The organism is Acinetobacter sp. AS23 (assembly GCF_023612055.1).
GTDB lineage: Bacteria > Pseudomonadota > Gammaproteobacteria > Pseudomonadales > Moraxellaceae > Acinetobacter > Acinetobacter oleivorans.
In genome coordinates, this window is record NZ_CP082274.1 from 3,304,740 (window position 1) to 3,327,818 (window position 23,079).

General features: G+C 37.7%; 23 protein-coding genes and 1 pseudogene. 11 read left to right on the forward strand and 13 right to left on the reverse strand.

The window, feature by feature from the left end; all coding sequences use genetic code 11:
• The first annotated feature begins 4 nt into the window (after window positions 1–4).
• Window positions 5–532, forward strand: coding sequence for a cupin domain-containing protein (locus K6I41_RS15625; protein WP_013198851.1), 528 nt, complete (start codon window positions 5–7; stop codon window positions 530–532).
• 39 nt (window positions 533–571) lie between these two features.
• Here the strand turns inward: K6I41_RS15625 and zapE are convergent, their stop codons facing one another.
• The 3 genes from zapE to K6I41_RS15640 form a co-directional block, all read right to left on the reverse strand.
• Window positions 572–1,654: a cell division protein ZapE gene (gene zapE / locus K6I41_RS15630; protein WP_199943848.1), complete on the reverse strand. Its 1,083-nt coding sequence runs from the start codon at window positions 1,652–1,654 to the stop codon at window positions 572–574.
• Window positions 1,647–2,546: an ArgP/LysG family DNA-binding transcriptional regulator gene (locus tag K6I41_RS15635; protein WP_192836454.1), complete on the reverse strand. Its 900-nt coding sequence runs from the start codon at window positions 2,544–2,546 to the stop codon at window positions 1,647–1,649. Before K6I41_RS15635 ends, zapE begins: the two co-directional genes overlap by 8 nt.
• A gap of 217 nt (window positions 2,547–2,763) precedes the next feature.
• Complete coding sequence (locus tag K6I41_RS15640) at window positions 2,764–3,363, reverse strand: TetR/AcrR family transcriptional regulator (protein WP_250374748.1); 600 nt, start codon at window positions 3,361–3,363, stop codon at window positions 2,764–2,766.
• 121 nt (window positions 3,364–3,484) lie between these two features.
• On the opposite strand from K6I41_RS15640, the gene K6I41_RS15645 reads away from it, so the two are divergent.
• A complete protein-coding gene (locus K6I41_RS15645) occupies window positions 3,485–3,814 on the forward strand; it encodes a darcynin family protein (RefSeq protein WP_250374749.1) in 330 nt (109 codons plus the stop codon).
• A gap of 136 nt (window positions 3,815–3,950) precedes the next feature.
• On the opposite strand, the gene K6I41_RS15650 is transcribed toward K6I41_RS15645, so the two are convergent.
• The 8 genes and pseudogenes from K6I41_RS15650 to K6I41_RS15685 all read right to left on the reverse strand — a co-directional run bounded on the left by K6I41_RS15650 (window position 3,951) and on the right by K6I41_RS15685 (window position 11,631).
• Entirely contained in the window at window positions 3,951–4,775 is an 825-nt protein-coding gene (locus tag K6I41_RS15650) for a hypothetical protein (protein ID WP_250374750.1), read from the reverse strand.
• 584 nt (window positions 4,776–5,359) lie between these two features.
• Entirely contained in the window at window positions 5,360–5,668 is a 309-nt protein-coding gene (locus K6I41_RS15655; protein WP_191106972.1) for a hypothetical protein, read from the reverse strand.
• A 79-nt stretch (window positions 5,669–5,747) separates the two neighbouring features.
• Window positions 5,748–6,254 carry an Imm26 family immunity protein gene (locus tag K6I41_RS15660; RefSeq protein WP_191106973.1) on the reverse strand — a complete coding sequence of 169 codons (507 nt, stop codon included), beginning with the start codon at window positions 6,252–6,254 and terminating at the stop codon, window positions 5,748–5,750.
• Window positions 6,255–6,371: 117 nt separating this feature from the next.
• Window positions 6,372–6,971: a TetR/AcrR family transcriptional regulator gene (locus K6I41_RS15665; protein ID WP_250374751.1), complete on the reverse strand. Its 600-nt coding sequence runs from the start codon at window positions 6,969–6,971 to the stop codon at window positions 6,372–6,374.
• 692 nt (window positions 6,972–7,663) lie between these two features.
• Window positions 7,664–8,155, reverse strand: a complete 492-nt coding sequence (locus K6I41_RS15670) for a flavin reductase (RefSeq protein ID WP_004794389.1) — start codon at window positions 8,153–8,155, stop codon at window positions 7,664–7,666.
• 187 nt (window positions 8,156–8,342) lie between these two features.
• Window positions 8,343–9,386 carry a methionine synthase gene (locus K6I41_RS15675; protein WP_004703605.1) on the reverse strand — a complete coding sequence of 348 codons (1,044 nt, stop codon included), beginning with the start codon at window positions 9,384–9,386 and terminating at the stop codon, window positions 8,343–8,345.
• A gap of 21 nt (window positions 9,387–9,407) precedes the next feature.
• Entirely contained in the window at window positions 9,408–10,394 is a 987-nt protein-coding gene (locus K6I41_RS15680; protein ID WP_151767449.1) for a DUF1852 domain-containing protein, read from the reverse strand.
• Between the two features lie 365 nt (window positions 10,395–10,759).
• A pseudogene (locus K6I41_RS15685) lies at window positions 10,760–11,631 on the reverse strand (LysR family transcriptional regulator).
• 255 nt (window positions 11,632–11,886) lie between these two features.
• Here K6I41_RS15685 and K6I41_RS15690 point away from each other — a divergent pair.
• The 7 genes from K6I41_RS15690 to tcuB all read left to right on the forward strand — a co-directional run bounded on the left by K6I41_RS15690 (window position 11,887) and on the right by tcuB (window position 19,799).
• A complete protein-coding gene (locus tag K6I41_RS15690) occupies window positions 11,887–12,495 on the forward strand; it encodes a LysE family translocator (RefSeq protein WP_250374752.1) in 609 nt (202 codons plus the stop codon).
• A 204-nt stretch (window positions 12,496–12,699) separates the two neighbouring features.
• The gene (locus K6I41_RS15695; protein WP_250374753.1) at window positions 12,700–13,629 is read left to right on the forward strand and encodes a LysR family transcriptional regulator; all 930 of its coding nucleotides are present in this window, start codon (window positions 12,700–12,702) and stop codon (window positions 13,627–13,629) included.
• Window positions 13,630–13,908: 279 nt separating this feature from the next.
• Window positions 13,909–15,219 carry an MFS transporter gene (locus K6I41_RS15700; protein ID WP_009390595.1) on the forward strand — a complete coding sequence of 437 codons (1,311 nt, stop codon included), beginning with the start codon at window positions 13,909–13,911 and terminating at the stop codon, window positions 15,217–15,219.
• Between the two features lie 91 nt (window positions 15,220–15,310).
• Window positions 15,311–16,105 carry a substrate-binding domain-containing protein gene (locus K6I41_RS15705; protein WP_250374754.1) on the forward strand — a complete coding sequence of 265 codons (795 nt, stop codon included), beginning with the start codon at window positions 15,311–15,313 and terminating at the stop codon, window positions 16,103–16,105.
• Window positions 16,106–16,236: 131 nt separating this feature from the next.
• Window positions 16,237–17,166 carry a LysR family transcriptional regulator gene (locus K6I41_RS15710; protein WP_250374755.1) on the forward strand — a complete coding sequence of 310 codons (930 nt, stop codon included), beginning with the start codon at window positions 16,237–16,239 and terminating at the stop codon, window positions 17,164–17,166.
• 103 nt (window positions 17,167–17,269) lie between these two features.
• Window positions 17,270–18,676, forward strand: a complete 1,407-nt coding sequence (tcuA, locus tag K6I41_RS15715) for an FAD-dependent tricarballylate dehydrogenase TcuA (protein ID WP_250374756.1) — start codon at window positions 17,270–17,272, stop codon at window positions 18,674–18,676.
• Window positions 18,666–19,799 (forward strand): tricarballylate utilization 4Fe-4S protein TcuB, encoded by a 1,134-nt coding sequence (gene tcuB, locus K6I41_RS15720; RefSeq protein ID WP_013198875.1) that lies wholly within the window; start codon window positions 18,666–18,668, stop codon window positions 19,797–19,799. The genes tcuA and tcuB overlap by 11 nt, the downstream gene beginning before the upstream one ends.
• Window positions 19,800–19,877: 78 nt before the next feature.
• Here the strand turns inward: tcuB and K6I41_RS15725 are convergent, their stop codons facing one another.
• Window positions 19,878–20,411, reverse strand: a complete 534-nt coding sequence (locus K6I41_RS15725; protein ID WP_250374757.1) for an HPP family protein — start codon at window positions 20,409–20,411, stop codon at window positions 19,878–19,880.
• Window positions 20,412–20,508: 97 nt separating this feature from the next.
• Here K6I41_RS15725 and K6I41_RS15730 point away from each other — a divergent pair, with 97 nt between their 5' ends.
• Both K6I41_RS15730 and K6I41_RS15735 read left to right on the forward strand, forming a co-directional pair.
• Window positions 20,509–21,057, forward strand: coding sequence for a TetR/AcrR family transcriptional regulator (locus K6I41_RS15730; RefSeq protein ID WP_005071185.1), 549 nt, complete (start codon window positions 20,509–20,511; stop codon window positions 21,055–21,057).
• A 14-nt stretch (window positions 21,058–21,071) separates the two neighbouring features.
• Entirely contained in the window at window positions 21,072–21,731 is a 660-nt protein-coding gene (locus tag K6I41_RS15735) for a VOC family protein (protein ID WP_250374758.1), read from the forward strand.
• Window positions 21,732–21,818: 87 nt separating this feature from the next.
• Here K6I41_RS15735 and K6I41_RS15740 read toward each other — a convergent pair whose 3' ends face one another.
• Window positions 21,819–23,048, reverse strand: coding sequence for a CaiB/BaiF CoA transferase family protein (locus K6I41_RS15740; RefSeq protein WP_250374759.1), 1,230 nt, complete (start codon window positions 23,046–23,048; stop codon window positions 21,819–21,821).
• Window positions 23,049–23,079: the final 31 nt, after the last annotated feature.

Here is a 23,079-nt window from a genome sequence, read left to right on the forward strand (position 1 = left end):
ATCAATGGAAATGCATCAGTTTTGTTATGACCGTGATATTAGGATAGTGCTGTGCAATTTAAAAGATAGCCTATTTCCGTTTCATAGGCATACTCATATCCCCGATCTTGTGTACTGCTCAAAAGGTGCTATTCAGGTTGAGTTACCAGATTTGAAGCAGAAATATATTGTTAATCAGGGTGACTTTTTTCAAATTCCACCAAATGTTAGACACAGATTTGCAAATAAAGATATTGAGGTTGAAAGCCGCTATATCATTCTTCAAATTGGAGAATTTAGTATTGAATTTTTTAAAAATATTGAAGAAATAGAACCCCTACTTGCCAATATCGAACCTAAAACTCGACTGAGTTCAGATATTTTTATTAAAGACTATAACGCTGACATTCAATATATTATTGAAGACTTTCAAAACAATAGAAAAAAGGAAATTAGTACCGAGGAACAAGCAGACATTATTCAAGCATTAGAAGTATTTTTGCAGAATGGGTATAAGTCAAAATTTCCAGAAAAATCGTACTTTTTTGCTTAATCCCACTGCGTGTTAGTCATGCAAAGCATAGTCATATATTCAAGCAAGCTCTTGAAGTTCCTTGTTATAACTTATGCTTTGCATTTCCTGTAATCGTGAGTAAGTTCTTTGAAATTCGAATTTAAGTCTCTCACCTTTATATAATTGATTTAATGGCTGTGAGGCAACAAAGTAGAGTTTGATTTTTTGATCATAAAGCTCATCAATCAAATAAATAAAACGTCTCACGCTATCATAAATTCTATCTGTTAGATCACCAATTCCACTGATTAGAACATAGTCATATTGCGTAGCGATCTCAATATAATCAGCTGGGCTTCTGGCTTCTCGGCAAATGGCTTCAAAGTCGAACCAAATCACATTCTTATGACAAGATTTAACATCTATTGATCTGTGGTTGATCGTGATGCTCGTCTTGAGTTCTTTCTGGTTATTTGTAAGTTGCTGGTAAACCGAATGAAGCCATTGTTCTGATTCTTCATTTAATGGAAATCTATAGAAATCGTCATTGGAGTTGCTTTCTTTTATAGTTCTATAATCTAGCTGATTACCGATCTTCAAGACTGTGCAATTCTTATTGATATGATCTATGGTCTCTAAAAATCTATCGCGATTTAAACCATCTTTATAAAGATCTTTCGGATCAATATTCGAGGTAGCAACCAATATCACTTTCTTTGAAAATAGCAGATTAAATAGATTTGAAAGTATCATTGCGTCGGCAACATTTGAAACAAAAAACTCATCGAAGCAAATCAGTTTATAGTTGCTTGCTATGTCATTAGCGATCAGCTTTAAAGGATCTTTATTTCCACGATAGCCAATAAGCTGCTTGTGAACATCTTTTAGGAAATGATGAAAATGCACTCTCATTTTCTTTTTAAAATTAAGAGAGTTATAAAATAAATCCATAATCCATGTCTTGCCTGTTCCTACACTTCCCCACATGTATAGGCCTTTAATCTGGGGACTAAAGAAATGATTAGACTGGTTTTCAATTTTATTCCAAATCTCATTTAATGTTTCAATAGCTTGTCGCTGAGACGGATCTGCAAGAACAACGCCAGTATCAATCATGGAGTTGTATATCTCGATTGGACTTTGACCCTCATGCTTAAGCATCTTCATTCCCTACGGTAGCCAAGATTGTTGTTGAGTGCTTAATAATAATATCATTCATTCTTAAAACTGCTGGAGAGAGATAAGAAAGCTGATGCCAATATAATGGAATCTTAATCCTATATTCTTTTGAAATTTCCTTTATGCCCTGATTCGATAAATCCTGATTTATCTTGCATATAGGCATTATTCCGTAACCCATATCACAGGCAAGTCCAGAAATATAAGAGTCAGTCGAAGGAATAATATGAAAAGGAATCATTGATTTTTTTAGTCCGAAGTTAGATTCTAAAAAATCGAAATATATTCTTTCATTTTCATTAAATAAAACTAAAGGAGCTAAACGAAGACTCTCTCTATTAATTCCATTTTTAAACCATTTATTAATAAAATTCTCTGAGGCAACCAGACAATAAACCATATTACCTAAATGTACACTTGTACACCCTCTAATTATCTCAGACTCGGAAGTAATGCAGGCCTGAACTTCTCCTCTTTTTAAGAGTTCGAAGGTATTACAAAGCGTATCAATCTTTACATCTATTGTAATAGCCTCAGAAAGACAGTACTTGGCTAATATAGGGAAAAGCAATGACTCAAATGTACCTATACTCGCAGCAATGGGTAATGGTTTAAATTTATTGTTGATGACTGATTTTAAAAAAACATTCTCTAATAAAGATGCTCGCTGAAGATAAGCAAATAACTCAGCTCCAAATGGTGTTGGTTTACATGGTCTTTCTCTAACTAATAATACATTCCCTAATCGCTCCTCTAATAATCGAACTCTTTGAGAAATTGCTGATTGAGATACACATAATTTTTTACCAGCTTTTTCGAAACTTCCTGTTTCAACAACGGCCGAAAAGGCGTCGCATTTAATTTTATCTAGCATTTTTAAATGTTATCTATATTAATTAAAATTATATTTCTTAATCATAGTAATGGGTATGGCAATACAAAATACTACAATTGTATTACTTCTGCTAAATAATCATTATTTATTTTAGTTAAATGAGTATCACACATGCAATTAATTAGAAAAACTAAATAATTAAGTAAAATTTAACTTATTTTCAATTAAGCTTCTGGAGGGAAAATAAAAAAGATTTTTAGCTCAAATCCAAATAACCAAATACAGCCTTTTCAACTCGCTGCTGTAAATCATTTAAATCACTTTCCCCTGCTATGCCTGCCGCGTTAATCATTCCTTTGCTTAAAGCAATCACATCTTGTGCGGCTGTTTGCGCATGTGAAACTCCAGAGCGTATAAACAGATCAGAAATTATGGTTTCAAGTTCGTATTGAAGTTCACTTTCCTCAACGTCTTTTCCAATGAGTTCAGAAGCAAACTCTAATGTTCGTGCCAACTGCGGACGGCTCAATTGATGTTGCACAGCGGAATATATGACGAGTTTTAATTTTTCTTTTAAGTCTGCGGCATCGTGTTGCTGTATGGCGTCAACAATACGATTTGAAAGCTCAGCCCGCTCACGTCGAATTAACTCGACGATTAAAGCATTTTTAGATGGAAAGTATTGATATAGGCTACCAATGCTTACGCCAGCAAGTTCAGCCACAGCATTTGTGTTAAATCCAGCAAAGCCTAATGACTCTAAAATGCGAGCAGCCGCTTCTAAAATTGCTTCAAAGGTAGCCACTGAGCGTGCTTGACGCGGGCGTTTGCGTGGATCTGGAAGTGTTTCTGACATGAGCCGAAATACGAGTATTTAATGTGAGTAATCACTCATATACTGACTGAGTCATGTTGATATGACAAGCAAACGCTGTCTTTTCAATTGAACTACAACTCTGCCCAGTCATGGAGTGGTTATGTCTAGAACCTATACTTTTTTTATTCATTTAAGAGCTTTGCCTGCTTGGTTGGCTTTAGCTCGTGAAAAGCGAGCGGAGTTTAGTGCACAGAAACTTGAACCTATTTTTGAGAAGTACCCGACTGTAAAAGTTCGATGGTATGACGTTGAAGCGTTTAGCACTAAAGCCAGTGATATTGCTGTGTTTGAGACGACATCTTTGCAAGATTATTATTTTGTGATTGATGCGATTCGAGACTCTGAGTTTTGTACAGTGCCCTACTTTGAGTTTGTAGACATTATTCCTGCAATTGAAGATGGGTATGTGGAGTATGAAGATTCTTTATAGAAATTGTGGCCGATCCATTAAATTAATGACTAGTAAATAATCTAGTCATTAATCTAACTCCTTAACAATTATAAGAGGAAAATAACTAGTTAGCCAACTAACAGTATATTAAGAAAATAATTTTAAGATTATACCTTTAACTCTCATAATCATTTAAATGCTTCTCTAAAGCTTTATTTAATTGATTAGCCCAGATTATATTCCCAATCCAAAAATAAATATTTAGAATAAATGGTACACTCATGAACCAAGCGACAGGTTGCCAAAAATACTTTGTTTTTGACCCCAAAAATTTTGCATTCACACTATAAGCTTGGAAAAATCTTGAGATTTCTTCTTTTTCAGATTCTAAGAAATCTAAATTCCACCATTGCCCCCATCTATATACATCACTTTCTTTTTCCTTAATAATCTTATCTAGATTATCTATTGGATGTAGAATATCTTTCCACTTCCCTCTAATATCTATAATATTATTATTACTATCAAATATTTCTTTTATTTCAACCGAGACACTACTATAAGGCTCATATATTCTATTACCTTTAATTTCTATACTTCTAAGTGGAATACTTGGTAAAGCTATAATACAAGGTGTAGTAGATACATCATAAACCTCTACAACAGACTGATATTTTAAACTCTCTAAAGAAGCAGTAACACAAAAAGTTATTTTACTATAAGATAGATTATCCCTTGCTCTTATACGAAGAGTACAATTAGCCTGTTTTTTCTTAAGATATATTTCACTCCAATTTATATTATAATCTATAACTTCCCCTAAACTATGAGGAAACATTCTTTTCACATCAAAATACAAACTGTAAAATGTTGAAATTTCATATGCATTTAAATACAAAAATTTACTAACTATATCAATAGGTTTTCTAAAGAAAGGCCCTAATATGAAAGTTATTATTTTTACTAGAAAACTTGTTACATAAGTTATAGGTTCTGCCATATTATTTCCACCAAAATAAATAATGTATAAGATAAACTAAACTGATACTAAAATAGTGATAAAAGTAAAAATAATAAAACCAGAAAAACTTAGAGATGAAAAAATATAAAATTTAGTAGAGAATTTTCCAATACTTAGAATACTCATCATTCTTTTCAAATAAAGTTCATAAATCATATAATAGAAAAAGAAAAGTACAATTAGTGAAATAACTACAGTGAAGCTATAACTCATGAACAATGGTATAAAATCAGGAAGTTTACTGTAGGATTTAAATAAATGTTTACCAACTAATACAAAGACAACAATTAATGTAAAATTCGCAAGAACCGCATCTAAAAAAGTTTTAAAAATTCTTTTTTTAAATTCAAATTATCAATATTCATATAGTTTCTCTCTTATGGATGTAATATAGATATTATTAAGAAATTTTATTATTAATATCAATCAACAAACACATAAGAGCGTCAAACTATGTCGCGAAATAGAATAATACATATTTTTATTTTTTAAAGATTCTATGTATTCTTTAATAAAACTTAATATTTCATAACTCTCATATAAGTTTTTATATAAAATCTAAATTATTTATTTGAAAAGTTTTCAATTTTTATTCCAATCATAATTCCTATAAAGAAAGATATATAAAAATAATTCCATGAACTATCAGAAACAATTGGTGAAAAGATCAACCCTATTAGAAAAAATAAAAAAGTAAAAACACATGCAAAAAGCAATGAAATCAATTTAAAAAAATTATGAACAAAAAATATTTTATAAAATATTTCACTCATTTTATCTAAAGTTAGGACAAATACCTTTTTGTAGAAAAAACCAACTCCTATTCCTACTACTCCCCCTAAAACACTTACTAAAATTAAATTATCCAACATAATCTTTAACTCTACATGTTCAATAAATGAATTTGCTTAGAGGTTTAGTTCCCAGAACTCTAGTTATTTTATTTAATAATTACTCAAAATCAGGATATACAAACTCGTATTTTCCTGTTTTTATACGCTCAACAATATCGTAAGGATTCACAACTACACCAATTTCTGCCTTACGATTTTCTCCCTCTAACCTCCCTACACGAGTAAAGTCTTCATCATTTATATGCCATACATACCAATTGATAGATACTTTAATCTTCTCTGCCCCCACTTTTGCTCCATAGTCATTCGTATCCCGAAAAAGAATATTAGAAATATCACCAACCTCACTAATATTTCCAACTTTTTCCCATAAATTCATTTTTAATCCAAACTTAGTCACACAGTGAGCATAAAACTCTACTTCACCGTTTACGATTTCCAATAAATCAATATCAGCTTCCAATGGGTATACTTTTTTAAAGCTTCTGATCACATCACTATTTAGTTGAGTTAAATCAAAAGCGATTAATTGAAAATATTTTTTCTTATCATTGTCTAATTTAACAGCAAAGACATCACCAATCTTGGTGTTTTTCCTTATCATTTTTCGATTCCAGACTTTTCCCAATATTTCGGGCTAATTAATTTTCTCTTTCAATAGCATACTGCCATTTTACCCAAGACTAAACTGATTAATTAAGCGCTACTCTCTTCACTTTAGCTAATCAGGCACCCCATCATAAAAATTTAACTTCAAACTTTTAGCCTCAGTTTCCCTCCCCCAAAATCTCTCCAACACCACATCCCTTTCATCTAAACTATTGGAGCTTAGAACCTGTAGCATCAAACCATCAATTAGGTTTAAAACCATGTTGGCATCGGGATTGAATGTATTGGTTTCCAGACTAAAGACCAGATCAAAAAGCTCTCGAAGCAACCATTTCCGATATTCAACTGCCATGCGGTAAGCCGTTGGGTAAAGCTGTTTTATTTCAAAAATGGCCTTAAACAAAAGGTGATAAAGGCTATTTATATCGGCATGTAAACGCACAATTTCTTTGAGTTTATCGCTTGGTTTTGAGTAGCGGTGTGAGTAGACAATTGCCAGTACTTCTTCTTTCAGTCGGCTTTTTTGAAAGCTTATGCAAGTTTCAACGAGCCTTTCTTTTGAGTGGAAGTAGTTATAAAGCGTGGCTTTTGGAATTTTAGTTTCTTTGGCAATCAGGTCTACACCCGTGTTGTGAAATCCATAGATGTTAAATAGATCTATTGCACTATGAATAACTTTTAATTTTTTTGAAGCTATTTCTAAAGTTGGCATAGTTTTACCATTATAAAAATAAGTTGTTATGTCTGGCTAAGATAAAAAGCCTGTGCCCTTTCTGGGAGAAAAAAAGGCACAGCAAAGCCGTAAGATGGTGCTTGGCACATCTCAAGTTTTATTGTTGATATAAATTTTTAGTCGTGACGAGCTAAAGCTTTAAAACATATTTTCAATTAAATAGTTTTAAAGATGAGCTAAAGGATATTGGAATAAAAGGCTTGGCAATGGTTGCCAATAAAATAGAAATGTTGCGCATGAGCGACTCCTTAGGTAAAAGAAGTCCTACCGCATTACTGTCAAATAATGGTGGCAGAACGAAAGAGGGTTGACAGACTGAACCTAAGAATCAGCACACCCGAGGGTGTCCCCCTTCCGTCCTACCGCAACAAAAAAAGGGGGACGAACGAGTCTACATTAAAAAAACAAGTCTTTTCAATGTACTTAGGTTCTGGCCTGTCAAAGCCAGCTGGCAATGTAGGCCAGCACGCAAAGCATAATCTGAGAGTTTAGAGGTGTCAATGTAGTTTTTATGGCAAGTATTTAAATTTCTTATTGTTTTTCATTAGATTAACTTAATTATTATTTTGTATATTATATTTAATTGTATTTTTAATTTAAACAAAGCGATCCATGCTTATTCATTTCTATCTTTTAACTTTTAATGTGAAAGTACACAGCGGAAAGTGGGATTAGACAATCTCGGTCTGCCCCACTTGGTGATAAGCACGATTAAAATAAACCAAGCTTTGGTCATGCTGGCTTTGTTTAATCGCAACAATCGGACAAATAAGAATGGTGTGTGTGCCGACTTGTTGAATTTGTTCAATCTCGCAATCGAAACTGACCAAAGCATCATCTAACACAGGTGAACCTGTTTCTAACTCAATCCATTCGCCATGTTTAAAGCGTTCTTCTGGCGTGAGTTTAGATGAAAATGCTTTTGAAATATGTTCGTGGTGTGCGCCTAAAACATTCACAGTTAAGATTTTGTTATCTAGGAAATGTGCATGTGAACTCGCAGATTGGTTCATACACACCAATAATGTCGGAGGTGTGTCAGTCACACTACAAACAGCAGAGGCAGTAAATCCAAAACGGCCAGACATGCCTGCCGTAGTCACAACACTAACAGCACTTGTGAGTAAAGACATTGCATTTCTAAAGTCTGTTGCTTGAACCATGACATTATTCCTAAATTGAATCGTACCTTGTCCTGAGTGTTTGCTATACCGCCCAACTCCATCAGGAAGGTACTTTATCGACATGAGTCCTGATTAGAACGACATGTAGTAAGTAAAATGAGGGTTACTTGTTTGATTATCAACTGCCATCAAAAAAGTAACCCTTTATACCACTTATTGGTAAATATTAAGCAGTAAGATCAAAACCAGTAAGTTCTCTGCGAACGATTTCTGCACCTGCCGTTAAAGCATTTAGCTTGCCACGTGCCACTTCACGTGAAAGAGGTGCCATACCACAGTTTGTGCAAGGGTAAAGCTTGTCAGCATCTACAAACTGAAGCGCTTTACGAAGTGTGTTTGCCACTTCTTCCGGAGTTTCAATTTGGTTAGATGCAACATCAATTGCACCGACCATGACTTTTTTACCACGAATGAGTTCGAGTAAGTCGATAGGCACATGTGAGTTGTGACATTCTAACGAGATAATATCGATGTTAGATTTTTGCAGTTTCGGGAAAGCTTCTTCGTACTGGCGCCATTCTGAACCTAATGTCTTTTTCCAGTCAGTGTTAGCTTTAATGCCATAACCATAGCAAATGTGAACCGCAGTTTCACATTTAAGACCTTCAATTGCACGCTCTAAAGTCGCAACGCCCCAATCATTTACTTCGTCAAAGAATACGTTAAATGCAGGTTCGTCAAACTGAATGATGTCTACACCAGCAGCTTCTAACTCACGCGCTTCTTGGTTCAAAATTTTAGCAAATTCCCAAGCAAGTTTTTCACGGCTCTTGTAGTGACCATCGTAAAGCGTATCAATCATGGTCATTGGGCCAGGTAATGCCCACTTAATTGGTTGATCAGTTTGTTGACGTAAAAACTTCGCATCTTCAACAAACACAGGCTTTTGACGAGACACTGCACCTACAACAGACGGTACGCTTGCATCGTAACGGTCACGAATTCGAACTGTTTCGCGCTTCTCAAAATCTACGCCATTTAAGTGTTCAATAAACGTGGTCACAAAGTGTTGGCGGGTTTGTTCACCATCGCTCACGATGTCGATGCCAGCAAGACGCTGTTCGTGCAACGCTAAACGTAGCGCGTCTTTTTTACCTTCAAGCAGACCTTCGTTTTCGAGTTTCCAAGGCGACCAAAGCTTTTCAGGTTCGGCAAGCCAAGACGGTTTAGGTAAGCTGCCAGCAGTTGAAGTTGGTAATAATTTTTTCATGATCAATGACCTATATGTTGATTAGTTAAGAGCGTAATTAGCAGACCACTGCTCAAGAATCGCTTGGTATGGTTTGATAAATTGCTCTTCAACAAACTTCCCTTGCTCAATAGCGAGGCGGCTACGTTCTTCACGGTCATACACAATTCGAGTAAGTGAGTAATCTTGGTTCTTTAAGCTTGGCTGATAAGACTGTCCAGCCACTGAATTTGCGTTGTAAATTTCAGGGCGGTAAATCTTTTGGAACGATTCCATGGTGCTGATGGTGCTGATCAACTCAAGGTTGGTGTAATCACTCAGCAAATCACCAGTAAAATAGAACGCCAAAGGTGCAGCACTGTTTTTCGGCATGAAATAGCGAACTTTTAAGCCCATTTTTTGGAAATATTCATCAGTTAATGAATAGTCTTCTTGCTTGTATTCAACACCTAAAACAGGATGTTCGTTTTCAGTACGGTGATACTCTTTAGTGGTTGAAACGCTTAAGCAAATCACAGGCGCCTTCTTAAAGTTGGCTTTGTAAGTTTCAGAGTTAATAAAGCTCTTAAACAAGTTACCGTGCAATTCACCAAACTTCTCTGGAGTACTGAAAGTAGACTTGTTTTTGTTGTGATCTAACAACAGCACACTAAAGTCATAGTCACGCACATAAGACGAGAAGTTATTGCCTACAATGCCTTCAATACGTTCATTGGTCTTTTTATCAACAATATTGGTTTTCAATATTTCGATGAGAGGAAGACCGCTAGTACGGTTTTCGGCATCAATATTCATTTCAACTGAAATGATTTCAAGTTCAACGCCGTAGCGGTCACCTTTAGGGTTGTCCCAATGAGCTAAGGCATTAAAACGATTGTCGATCATCTGTAAGGTGTTGCGCAGATTCTCTTCACGGCTCATCCCTCTTGCTAAGTTAGCAAAGTTGGTTGTAATACGCGTATTGTCTGCTGGACGATAGTTTTCATCGAAACAAATACTCTTAATCGTAAATGTAAATTCTTTACTCATTTTGATCAGTACCCTAATTTCTGAGATAAACCTAAAAATATTTCGAGCTCTTTTTAAACTTTCCAGCCTTGTCAGATTTGTGCCTTATGGTCTTATCAAAAGTGAATTACTGGAACGCTTCAGAGCGTGAATAGATTTATACCGCAATCAGAACATGAATAAAAATGATTTAGTCTCATTCAAAACTGAGTGAAATTCATGTTTAGGGTTTAATAAAGAAGTATGAAGCTAAATATTTTTCATCTTTGGGAATTTTAGACAGCAGAAATTCATTATACGGCGCTCACAAACCACCTTTAAAATTCAAATATTTATTATTATTTTCAATATGTTAATCCATAAAAATTTAGGGAGAATGGCTAGACCTAAAGTAATTTATGCTGACTCTCATTCATCTCTGCTTTTAGCCATTCTAAAAATATGGTTTTACGTGAATCTTCCTCAAAAGCACTATGAGAAAGTAAAAAATAGGCTGAATTATCTTGTACAACAGGTGAAATTTTTTTCAGTAAGTTCCACTCAAGTTCTTTTTCAATCATATAAATTGAGATGATTGTTGCGCCAAGTCCCGCCAAACAGCCTTCTAAACATAGATAAAAATGTTCGAGTTCAACTTTAGCATAGCCTTTTAAACTCTGCTTTAACTCAGCAATGCGATTCATGCTTGTGAAAAAATTTGGCCTAGAGGTCGAGATGAGTACGTCGTTTGTTTCCGATGGCTTGGTTGCTTGAACTAGAGCGATATATTCATCGGCAATCTTTTCGCTATAAATATGCTCTCCCCAATCAAAGTCATTTCTACGAATCGCGATATCAATATTATCTTTTCAAAGTCGACCACGCCGCCTGCTGTGAGTAATACCACTTCAAAATCATGACCAAGCTTTTTAAATTTTGATAATCGCGGAATGAGCCATTTCATTGAAAGAGTCGGTTCGCACGACAAGACCAGTTGTTTGTTATGAGTTTTTGGTTGGCTGAGTTGTATTAAACATTCATCGAGTTGACCAAACACCTGATGGCAACAACTCAATAAAATTTCGCCCTGCTCGGTCATCACAAGTGTTTTGTTTTTTCGGTCAAACAAAGTGGTGTTTAAAGCTTCTTCTAAATTATAAATCTGTTTACTAACCGCACTTTGCGTCACAAATAATTTCTTTGCAGCTAAAGTGACGCTGCCATACTTCGCCACAAAATAGAAAAATTTTAATGAATTCAGCGATATTCTCTCAATCATTCCAAAAACTCATAGATATGTAGTCGTTTTTATCGATTTTTATTTCTAGGTTTCTGTTCAAAATAAAAATCATCTTTATTAAAACCCATTTTAGATGATGAAAAACATATTGAATATCGATATCTATCTTCACAAATATAAAGCCCTAATCTTCCTCACCAAAAAAATAACAGCTCTAAGTAGAATAGCTCTCCTCTCGAATGCATTCCAAAAAGTACAGATTAATCCCCTCGTTTTCAGTGAGGGTACAAGATAATGGCAGAGTTTATTGCGGTTATTCTCATTACGATTTTGGCGGTGGTTAGCCCCGGCGCTGACTTCGCGATTGTGACCAAGAATAGTTATCTGTACGGCAGAAAAATAGGGGTTTTCACTTCACTGGGAATATCGCTTGGCGTATTGGTGCATGTAACCTATACACTTGTAGCCGTTGCCTTTGTGATGACTTATACCCCACAAATTTTAAATATTGTTAAGTACATTGGTGCGCTTTACCTGATCTACATTGGCTATAAAACTTTTACTCAAAAACCAGTTTTAGACACCACTGCCTTAACGTCTATAGGCACTTTTCAAGCCGTAAAGTACGGCTTTTTTACTAATGCTTTAAACCCTAAAACCACGCTATTTGTAATTAGTACCTATACGCAAATTGTGAGTTTAACGACACCTAAAACCATTCTTTTAGCTTATGGCTTTTTTATGTCTTTTGCCCATTTCTTGTGGTTTTCACTGGTAGCTGTACTGTTTTCATCCATGCTGTTGAGACAAAAAATGTTAGCCAAGCAAGTGCAGATTAATAAAGTGATTGGCTCAATTTTATGTGTTTTAGGTGTGATTCTGCTTTTTACTCAGTTTCAGTAAAAAGCTCATTTTATGGAAGAATAATTTGCTTATGCTCATATATAGTTTGTACTTTTAAAAAGGCTTTTTATAAGACTTTTCCAAGAGAGCTATTTAATTTTTAAGAACCTTTTATATTTTTTGCTGTTAATATTAAAACGCATGATAGATTTTCCAATCCTTCATATTTCTATAAATCAAGGATGATGAGCGAATACATTTATTATGGAAATCAAACAAATAAAATATTTTTTGACGGTGGTTGAAGCAGGCAGTATTGGTAAAGCTGCCCAAAAACTCGATGTCGGTGCTTCCGCTATAAGTCAGCAAATTAGTAAGCTAGAACAAGAGTTAAGCATTCGCTTATTACAGCGTAATGCTTTTGGTGTTACGCCTACACCCGCGGGTCTGGCCTTTTTAAAACACTCTCAACTTATTTTGCGTCAAGTTAACTTTGCCATAGATGCGGCACATTCAGCACGGCTTTCAGGTCATGTGAGCCTTGGTTTTCCACCGACCATTACCGCTTTAATTGGCATCCCTTTAATGAAACTAATGTCTGAACGCTATCCAGACATTCGTCTAGAAATTGTGGAAACCCTGTCGGGCAACCTGATTCAGTCGATTAATTCGCGTCAGCTTGATATTGCCATTATTTTTACCAATGAAATTGATAAACAGTGGTCAATACAGCCTTTGGTACGTGAACAAATGTATTTAATGGCACGCAAAGAAGTGCTCGAAAAATACGGTCTTGTCGACTGTATCAAAAGTGGAATTATTCAGTCCCAACAAATCGGTGATATTCCGTTAGTGTTGCCACGGCAGCGTCATAGCTTAAGAAAATTGCTTGAGCACAAGATTGGGCAGCTTAATGTTGTCTATGAAATTGATGGTCTACACTTACTCATGGATAGCCTGATTCACCTTGACCTTGCCAGCGTCCGCCCTGGAAGTGCTTGTCTGCAAGAGTACAAACACAAGCTTCAACTACTTAAATTGATTGATCCTGAAGTTGAGCGAATCAATTACTTGGTGAGCCTTGCCGAAGAAGAATTATCACCTGCTGCACTGGCTGCAAAATCAGCAATTAAAGCCTGTGTAAAAGAGTTGATTCAAAACCAAATTTGGCCGTGTTCTGAAATTATTTTATAAAGGGTCATTAATTTTATTAAATACCTAATTAATTTTGCCCTCTCACTCCCTCCTGCCGTTTGAGATTACATTTTCATCTGAATGATAAGTGAATTTCTGTTTATCGACTTATAGATGTGTAGTTTGAACTGGAAACAAGGCATCACATTTTCTACCAAGGATACCTTTAAATCTCATCTCTAACCCATTTCCTATTTAGGTTTATTGAATGAGTCAATTTTAAAGCCCTCAATTGAAGATCGTGAATGTTTCCATTTTGTCAGGCCAAGGAGGTCTCCAATGGATGTCGTGAATAACCGTAGGGCTACTTTTAAAAAAATATTAAATGTAACGAGTGGCAACTTTTTAGAACAGTACGATTTTTTTCTTTTTGGTTTCTATGCCACTTATATCGCAGCAAAATTTTTCCACTCTGAAAATGAATATGTCTCTTTAATGATGACATTTACCGTGTTTGCTGCGGGCTTTCTTATGCGTCCTCTCGGCGCTATTTTCTTGGGCGCTTATGTCGACAGAGTTGGTCGACGTAAAGGTCTTATTGTGACTTTAAGCCTTATGGCAATCGGAACCATCTTAATTACCTTTGTACCAGGTTATGAAACCATTGGTATTATTGCGCCAATTTTGGTGGTGATTGGACGTCTATTACAAGGCTTCTCGGCAGGTGTTGAATCTGGTGGTGTATCGATTTATCTAGCTGAAATTGCAACAGATAAAAACCGTGGATTTATCACAAGCTGGCAATCTGGCAGCCAACAAATTGCGGTGGTATTTGCAGCATTACTTGGCTACTGGCTCAACACCATTTTAACTACTGCTCAAGTGGGTGAATGGGGCTGGCGCATTCCGTTCTTAATTGGTTGTTTGATTATTCCTTTAATCTTCTTATTCCGCCGTACGTTAGAAGAAACTGAAGACTTTAAAGCGCAAAAAACTCATCCATCGACCAAAGAAATTTTCAGCACGCTTGCGAGCAACTGGCGCATCGTACTTGCGGGCATGATGATGAGTGCCATGACCACAACCACGTTCTATTTCATTACGGTTTACACCACTGTGTATGCAAAACGTACTCTAGAAATGTCGGTAACGGATAGCCTTTTAGCAACCGTATTTGTGGGTTTATCCAATTTCTTCTGGTTACCAATGGGTGGCTTACTTTCAGACAAAATTGGTCGTCGTCCAGTTTTAGTCGGCATTACAACCCTTGCCATCTTTACAACTTATCCAGTTTTAAGCTGGTTAGTGAGTGACATTAGCTTTACCAATCTCATTATTACGCTTGCTTACTTCTCATTCTTCTTTGGTATGTACAACGGCACCATGGTAGCAACACTTGCCGAAGTAATGCCAAAACGTGTACGTACAGTTGGCTTCTCTTTAGCGTTCAGCCTTGCAGCCGCTATTTTTGGTGGTATGACGCCAATGGCTTGTACGTACCTTGTCGAAAACACAGGTAATGCAAGCACACCAGCATTCTGGCTGATGTTAGCAGCGGTATGTAGCTTAATCTCAAGCTTATATCTATGTCGTGGTTCTAAGCAGAAGAATGCAGACCCAATTGCTGAACCTGCGAAGGTTAGCGCTTAAAACAATAACTACTTAACCTGAAATTTTAATGAACAGTACGGCAGATCTTAAGTCTCCGTACTGTGCTCTCCTATCATTAAAGTGAGATACTATGAAAAAGTCCCCTATCTTCATGACCATTTGCCTAGCTGGTGCAGGCTTAAGCTCAACGCTTGCTAACGCAGATACACTCGAAGTGATTAGTTCAGGCGGTTTCTATTCATCTATGGAAAAACTTATTCCAATATTTGAAAAGCAAACTGGTCACACGGTTCACCTTTCATCTGGTTCATCAATGGGCGCGTCGCCAACCGCAATTCCAAATCGACTCGATCGTGGTGAACATTTTGATGTGGTGGTGTTGGCTGCTCCTGAACTGAACAAGCTTGCAGAAAAAGGTTATGTAGACCCAAATTCACAAAGTGCTTTAGTCAATTCAAGCATTGGTATGGCTGTGCCTAAAGGTGCACCAAAACCAGACATTAGCTCTGCGGCAAAATTCGAAAAAGTTTTATTAAATGCTAAGCACATTGGTTATTCAGCAAGTGCGAGCGGCACGCATCTTGAAAAAGATGTTTTCCCAAGCTTCCCACCTGTCGAGTACAAAGTGATTTCTGGTAAAGCAGAAAAAGTAGTCGGTGACCGTGTTGCAAAACGTATTGCTGAAGGTCAGTTCGATATTGGTTTCCAGCAAATTAGTGAAATCAAACCTTTTACTGGTCAATATGGTCAAGTTGATTTAGTCGGTCCAATTCCTGCGCCTTATCAAAAAGTCACTGTATTTGCAGCGGGCATTGGTAAAAACTCTGAACATGAAAAAGTCGCAAAAGAACTCATCAAATTTGTGAAGTCACCACAAGCAACACAAATTATTGAAGAACAGGGTCTGGAGCAGGTTAAACAATAAAAGCTCTAAAAGGCAACGTCTTGAGGTGATGTTGCCTTTACTCTGTTGGTGGTTTACTCAGCGTAATAGAATAAAATGAATAGCGATAAACCAGTGTAGAATAACCAATAAAGGACAATGTAGTATTTGCCGTGGAACTCAAACAATTAAAGTATTTTATTGCGGTGATCGAGTCAGGAAGCTTGGGTAAAGCTGCAAAAAATCTCGATATTGGAACTTCTGCATTAAGTCAGCAAATCTCAAAATTAGAAAGCGAGCTTTCTATTCGCCTTTTACAACGTACTGCTTTGGGTACAGTTCCCACCCCTGCGGGTTTAGCTTTTTTTCAACAGGTTCAACTGGCGCTTAGGCACTTAGACCATGCCGTAGACTCTGCACATTCTTCACGCTTAAGTGGTCATGTCACCGTCGGTTTTTCACCGAGTGTCGCGTTGGTTATAGGCACGCACTTTTTAAAACTCATGAGAAACCGTTACCCCGACATTAAAGTCCGTCTAATTGAAGGTTTATCGGGTGACCTCAAGGCCTTAGTTAATGCAAGGCAGCTCGATGTTGCCATCATCTTTAGTGACGATGTCGACCCACAGTGGGCCATCCAGCCTTTAGTCAAAGAGCAAATGTTTTTAATCTCGCCTAAAGAAGTGCTGAGTCAGTACCATCTTGAAAGCTGTATCGACACTCAAACGATTACCCATTCGCAGCTAAAAGAACTTCCGCTGATTTTACCGAGTCAACGACATGGACTACGCTTGTTGCTCGAACAGAAAATTCATCAGCTTAAAGTGGCCTATGAAATTGATGGGCTGCATTTGTTAATGGAAAGCATTAGCCAACTCGAAATGGCAACCATTCAACCTGCCGGTGCCTCATTAAACTCAAGGCAAGACCTGTGTTTGCTACGTATTGTAGAACCTGCCATTGAACGCATTAACTATTTAATTAGTCTGTCTGAAGAAGAACTCTCGCCTGCTACCTTAGCTACGAAAGTAGTGATTCGTGCTTGTGTGACCAACCTGATTAATGAAAAGCGTTGGCCCGGTGCGAAACTCATAAACACTTAAGCCTTTAGTGTTTATTTTTACTAAACACCCATTCAAGTTTAGCCTCTCACTTCCTCTTCCCTTTTAAAGCTACATTAGCCTTAGCTGAGAAAGGGAGAAATCCATGCATGATGTGATTGTAATTGGTGGTGGGAATGCCGCACTGTGTGCCGCGCTCACGGCAAAAGAAAGTGGCGCGTCTGTGCTGGTCATAGAGGCAGCACCTAAAGAATGGCGTGGTGGTAACTCACAACACACTCGTAACCTTCGCTGCATGCATGATGCTCCTCAAGATGTATTGGTCGATGCCTACCCAGAAGAAGAATATTGGCAAGACCTACTTAAAGTGACTGCGGGCAAAACCAATGAGCACTTAGCTCGTCTGGTCATTCGTAGCACGGCAACATGTCGCGACTGGATGCGTAAACATGGTGTGAATTTTCAGCCGCCACTATCAGGTGCTTTGCATGTTGCACGTACCAATGCCTTTTTTATGGGTGGCGGTAAAGCCCTCATTAATGCGTATTACCGTAGTGCCCAAGAGCTTGGTATTGAGATTTTATACAACACAAAAATTAAAGACCTAAAGTTAACTCAAGGACATTTTGAAGCCGCAATTGCTGAAGATGGTCGTGTGTTTAAAGCAAAAAGCTGTGTATTGGCCGCAGGTGGTTTTGAGTCAAATCTGGAATGGTTAAGAGAAGCATGGGGACAAAATGAAAACGGCGAATGGCCTGCCGATAATTTCATTATTCGTGGAACCCGCTTTAATCAAGGCAATTTGCTCAAATTTATGATAGATCAAGGCGCCGATATTATTGGTGACCCATCACAATCGCACTGTGTAGCCGTAGATGCACGCGCACCATTATATGACGGCGGCATCTGCACCCGTATTGACTGCGTTTCACTGGGTATTGTGGTCAATAACAAAGCCGAACGTTTTTACGATGAAGGCGAAGACTTCTGGCCAAAACGTTATGCGATTTGGGGACGTCTTGTTGCCAAACAGCCTCAGCAAATCGCCTATTCTATTATCGACTCAAAAGCCATTGGTCGCTTTATGCCACCTGTGTTTGCGGGTGTGAAAGCAAATAGCATTCAAGAACTGGCCGAAAAAATCGGGCTAGATGCAAAAACCTTCTGTCACACGGTAGAAGAATTTAACCAAGCTTGTGTGCAAGGCACCTTTAACCACACGGTTTTAGATGACTGCACCACCCAAAATATTGTTCCCAACAAGACCCACTGGGCAGTTCCTCTCGATCGCCCACCTTTCTATGCCTACGCGCTTAAACCCGGCATTACCTTTACCTATTTAGGTTTAAAAGTCGAAGACGATGCTGCGGTGCGTTTTAACAATAAAGCCAGCCGCAACCTGTTTGTCGCAGGTGAAATGATGGCAGGTAACGTACTCGGTCAGGGTTATACCGCAGGCGTTGGTATGTCGATCGGCACAACCTTTGGACGCATTGCCGGAAAAAATGCAGCCCACTACGCACTTTCACAAGGAGTTGAACATGAATGCTAGTACCAAAGCCCTAATTCCAGTTGTTCAGCTCTCTGACCATGAGCAGGAAGTTCAAAGAGCCCTACAGATTTGTAATGCTTGTCGCTACTGTGAGTCGTTTTGTGCTGTATTTGCGGCAATGACCAAGCGCCTTGAGTTTAACCAAGCCGATATTCATTACCTCGCAAACCTGTGCCATAACTGTGGTGCATGTTTACACGCTTGCCAATATGCCCCGCCGCATGAGTTTGGTGTAAACATTCCAAAAGCGATGGCGCAAGTACGTTTGGAAACTTACCAAGAGTTTGCTACCCCTCAACCGCTAGGCCGACTTTATAAGTCTGTTGGGATTCCATTCGTTTCGGCGTTATCAGTTATTTTCTTTTTATGCATGTTAGCTGTGGTGTGGTACAAAGGCACCGACCTGTTTGCAGGCTATCAAGGTAATTTCTATGCGATTTTCCCACATAACTTTTTAGCGCTACTGTTTGGAGCGACCTTTACAGTTGCGATTGTTCTACTCGGCATTGGGATTAGTAAATTCTGGCGACAAACCTCCAAAGTTATTCATGGCAAAGTTGAGAAACCAGATCTAGTTCAAGCTACCCAAAATGTATTAACGCTTAAATATTTAGATGGTGGACATGGCAAAGGCTGTAATGAACAAGATGACCGTTACACACAAATCCGCCGCGTGTTCCATCACCTGACGTTTTATGGTTTTATGCTTTGCTTTGCAGCCACAGGCGTAGCGACTTTATATCACTATTTCCTTAACCTACATGCGCCTTACCCTATCTTTAGCTTGCCTGTTATTTTAGGTACGTTGGGTGGGTTTGGCTTAGTGATTGGCCCATCTGGTTTGCTTTATTTAAACCTTAAACGCCATCCATTACATGGTGACCGCGAGCAAAAACCTGTAGATCGAGGCTTTATTTTCCTTTTAATTTTAGTCAGTGCTTCAGGCTTAGCTCTTATGGCATTTCGTAATACCCCTTACATGGCACTTTTACTGATTTTCCATTTAGCTACGGTCATGACGTTCTTTATAACCATGCCATTTGGAAAGTTCGCACACGGTTTTTATCGCAGCGCCTCTTTACTCAAATTTGCCATCGAAGAACGTATTTCTAAAAAGTCATAATTTCATTCAAAAGTATTCACTATCTTAGCGTAGTGAATACTTTCATTATTTTTAAGCGCAAAATACTTCATAGCTTGCCTACTTTTTACTATTTAAAATTCCCAAGCCATACATCGGCCACTTGGTACTCGCTTTAATGTTATTAATCAGCATCGCTACCAAAACTAAAGACACTGCACCGACCAAAACAGGGAAAATTAGAAAACTCCACTGGTAATGTATGCTGCTTGCGGTGAGTAAAATAACTAAAGGATTGGCCCCAGCAGGTGGATGAACGCATTTAAAAATCTGCATGAGTGCAATAGCACAGCCCACTGATAAAGCAATTGTAAAAATAGAAACACCAACAAATTTTAGAAAAAACAAACCTACAAAAGCCGAAATAAGATGTCCAAATATAATATTTCTCGGCTGCGCCAAAGGTGACTGCGATACGGTATACAGCAATACACAGGTCGCACCAAACGGCGCCATGATAAAGATATTGTGTGTGAGCTTACTCAACCACAGAAGTATAAAAATACTGAGCGTACCCCCAACAAGGCTTCTTAAAACATCAACTTTATTGGGCGATGGAGCCAGTTTTTCTTTGCCATAAAAGATCGAGAACATGGTTTTTTCCTCAAACAAAAATTTGCTTTTTAAAAAGCATATAGATAAAATTTCAAATAGTACAGATCTGTACTATTTTATTTTTTGGAAAAGACACATGTCAAAATCTGCCTTAAAAATATTAGATACAGCCGAGAAACTATTTAATGAAAATAGTTTTGTCGGGGTTGGCGTTGACCTGATTCGCGATGAATCTGGCTGCTCTAAAACCACCATGTACACGTACTATAAAAATAAAAATCAACTAGTTAAGTCTGTACTCGTTGCACGTGATGAACGGTTTAAGCAAAGCCTTTTGGGCTATGTGGGAGATGCAACAGGGTTGGAAGCCATCAATAAAATTCTGGATTGGCACACCAATTGGTTTAGACAAGATTTTTTTAAAGGCTGTTTATTTGTAAGAGCAGTCGCTGAATCTAACCAAGATGATCAAGACATTATTTCTATTTCTAAAGCCCATAAACAATGGATTAAAGTACTGATTGCGCAAAACTGCAATGTACCGAATGGTGAAGCTTTATCTGAGCTGATCTATACGGTGATTGAAGGCTTAATTAGCCGCTTTTTAGTCGATGGTTTCGATGAAACACTTGCGATAAACATGAAAAATTCTATTAATCAATTATTTAATATTCATCAACATTAGTATGAGAACTTAAAATGGAAGTGGACCATATTTTTATTTGTGTACAATCAGGCGCTCCCGAAGCTGAAACTTTAAAAAAATTCGGTCTAACAGAAGGTTCATCCAATAAGCACCCGGGTCAAGGTACAGAAAACAGACGCTTTTTCTTTAAAAATAGCTTTATCGAATTAATCTTTTTAAATAACCCCGAAGAAGCCTCAAGTGATCTCACCAAACCGACTCTGCTTTTTGAGCGACTAAGTACTCAAAATAATATCGCGTCCCCTTTTGGTATTTGTTTTCGCCCTAAAAATAAAGATGATAACAGCGCAAAATTTCCTAATTGGGTTTACAAGCCAAGCTATTTACCAGCCAGCTTAGAAGTAAATGTTGCCAAAGATTCTGTGGTATCTGAACCGATGTGGTTCTTCCTTTCATTTGCTTCACGACCAGACCTTGCTGCAAAAGAAAAACAACAACCGCTTGTGCATAGTAAAGATTTATCAGAAATCACTTCAATTAAGGTTTCTATTCCAAACCTGAAGCAGCACCCTACTTCATTACTATTCAATACAGTTGATAATTTTGAAGTGACTGATGGAACGGAGCATTTAATGGAAATCAGTTTTGATCATGAACCTCAAGGAATGATTCATGATTTCAGACCAGAGCTGCCGCTTATTTTTAAATATTAAAGCGCTTACTTTTTTTGATAAAAAAACTGTGATTTATGTCAAATCACAGTTTTATTTAAATTGAATCACATTAAAAACGGCAATAGCTTAAGCAATTTTTCCATCAATAATACCTTTCTCTTTTAGCGCAGCCAGTTCTTCTGCTGTTTTAAATCTCGATAAGATTTGAGCAGTATGTTCACCAAGCTCTGGCGGTGCATGATGATATTCAACTGGAGTATCAGACAGCTTGATTGGTGAGCCAATCGTTTGGAAGTTTTCATTTAAACGATGAGGAATATTCACCACCAAGTTGCGATGCACGATTTGTGGTTCAGCCAAAGCATCTTCAATAGAGTTGATTACACCTACTGGCACTTTAAGCGCATGAATCATTTCAACCCATTCTTTGGCAGTTTTTCGCAAAAAGTGTTCCGACAATAAAGGAATCAGTTCATTTCGATATTTTACGCGGTCTTGGTTGCGCACAAACTTTTCATTTTCGAGCAACTCTGGATAACCAATCGCAATACACAAATCTTTAAACTGTTTATCGTTACCGCAAGCAATAATAAATTCTTTATCTTTGGCCTTAAAAGTTTGATACGGCACAATGCTTGGGTGTTGATTACCCATGCGCTGTGGTGCTTTACCCGAAGCTAAATAGTTCATTCCCTGATTTGCCAGTGCCGCGACCTGTACATCAAGGAGTGACATATCAATATATTGACCACGCCCTGTGTGTGACCGTGCAATCAAAGCTGCCTGAATCGCGATGGTTGAATACAATCCCGTTTGAATATCTACAACAGCCACACCAACCTTTTGTGCACCACCACCTGCCACATCATCAGGCTCGCCAGTAATGCTCATTAAGCCAGACATACCCTGAATAATAAAATCATAACCGGGTTCTTCTGCACGTGGACCATCTTGCCCAAAACCGGTAATCGAGCAATACACAATATTTGGGTTCAGCTCACTTAAGGAAGCATAGTCCAAACCATATTTAGCCAAAGACCCTGTCTTATAATTTTCAATGACCACGTCAGCAGTCTTGGCAATTTCATAAATTAAGGCCTGACCTTCAGGTGTGGTAATGTCCACCGCAACTGAATATTTATTGCGGTTGGTACACTGAAAATAGCCAGATTCACGGGTCATGTTTCCGTCTTGATCGGGCATCCATGGCGGTCCCCACATACGGGTGTCATCACCTACTCGAGGGCGTTCAATTTTAATGACTTCCGCGCCAAGGTCTGCCAAGATTTGTCCGCACCAAGGCCCTGCAAGCACACGACTTAAATCTAAAACCCGAATTCCTTGTAATGCACCCATAACGATACCCTTATCTTTTTAGAAGGTACTC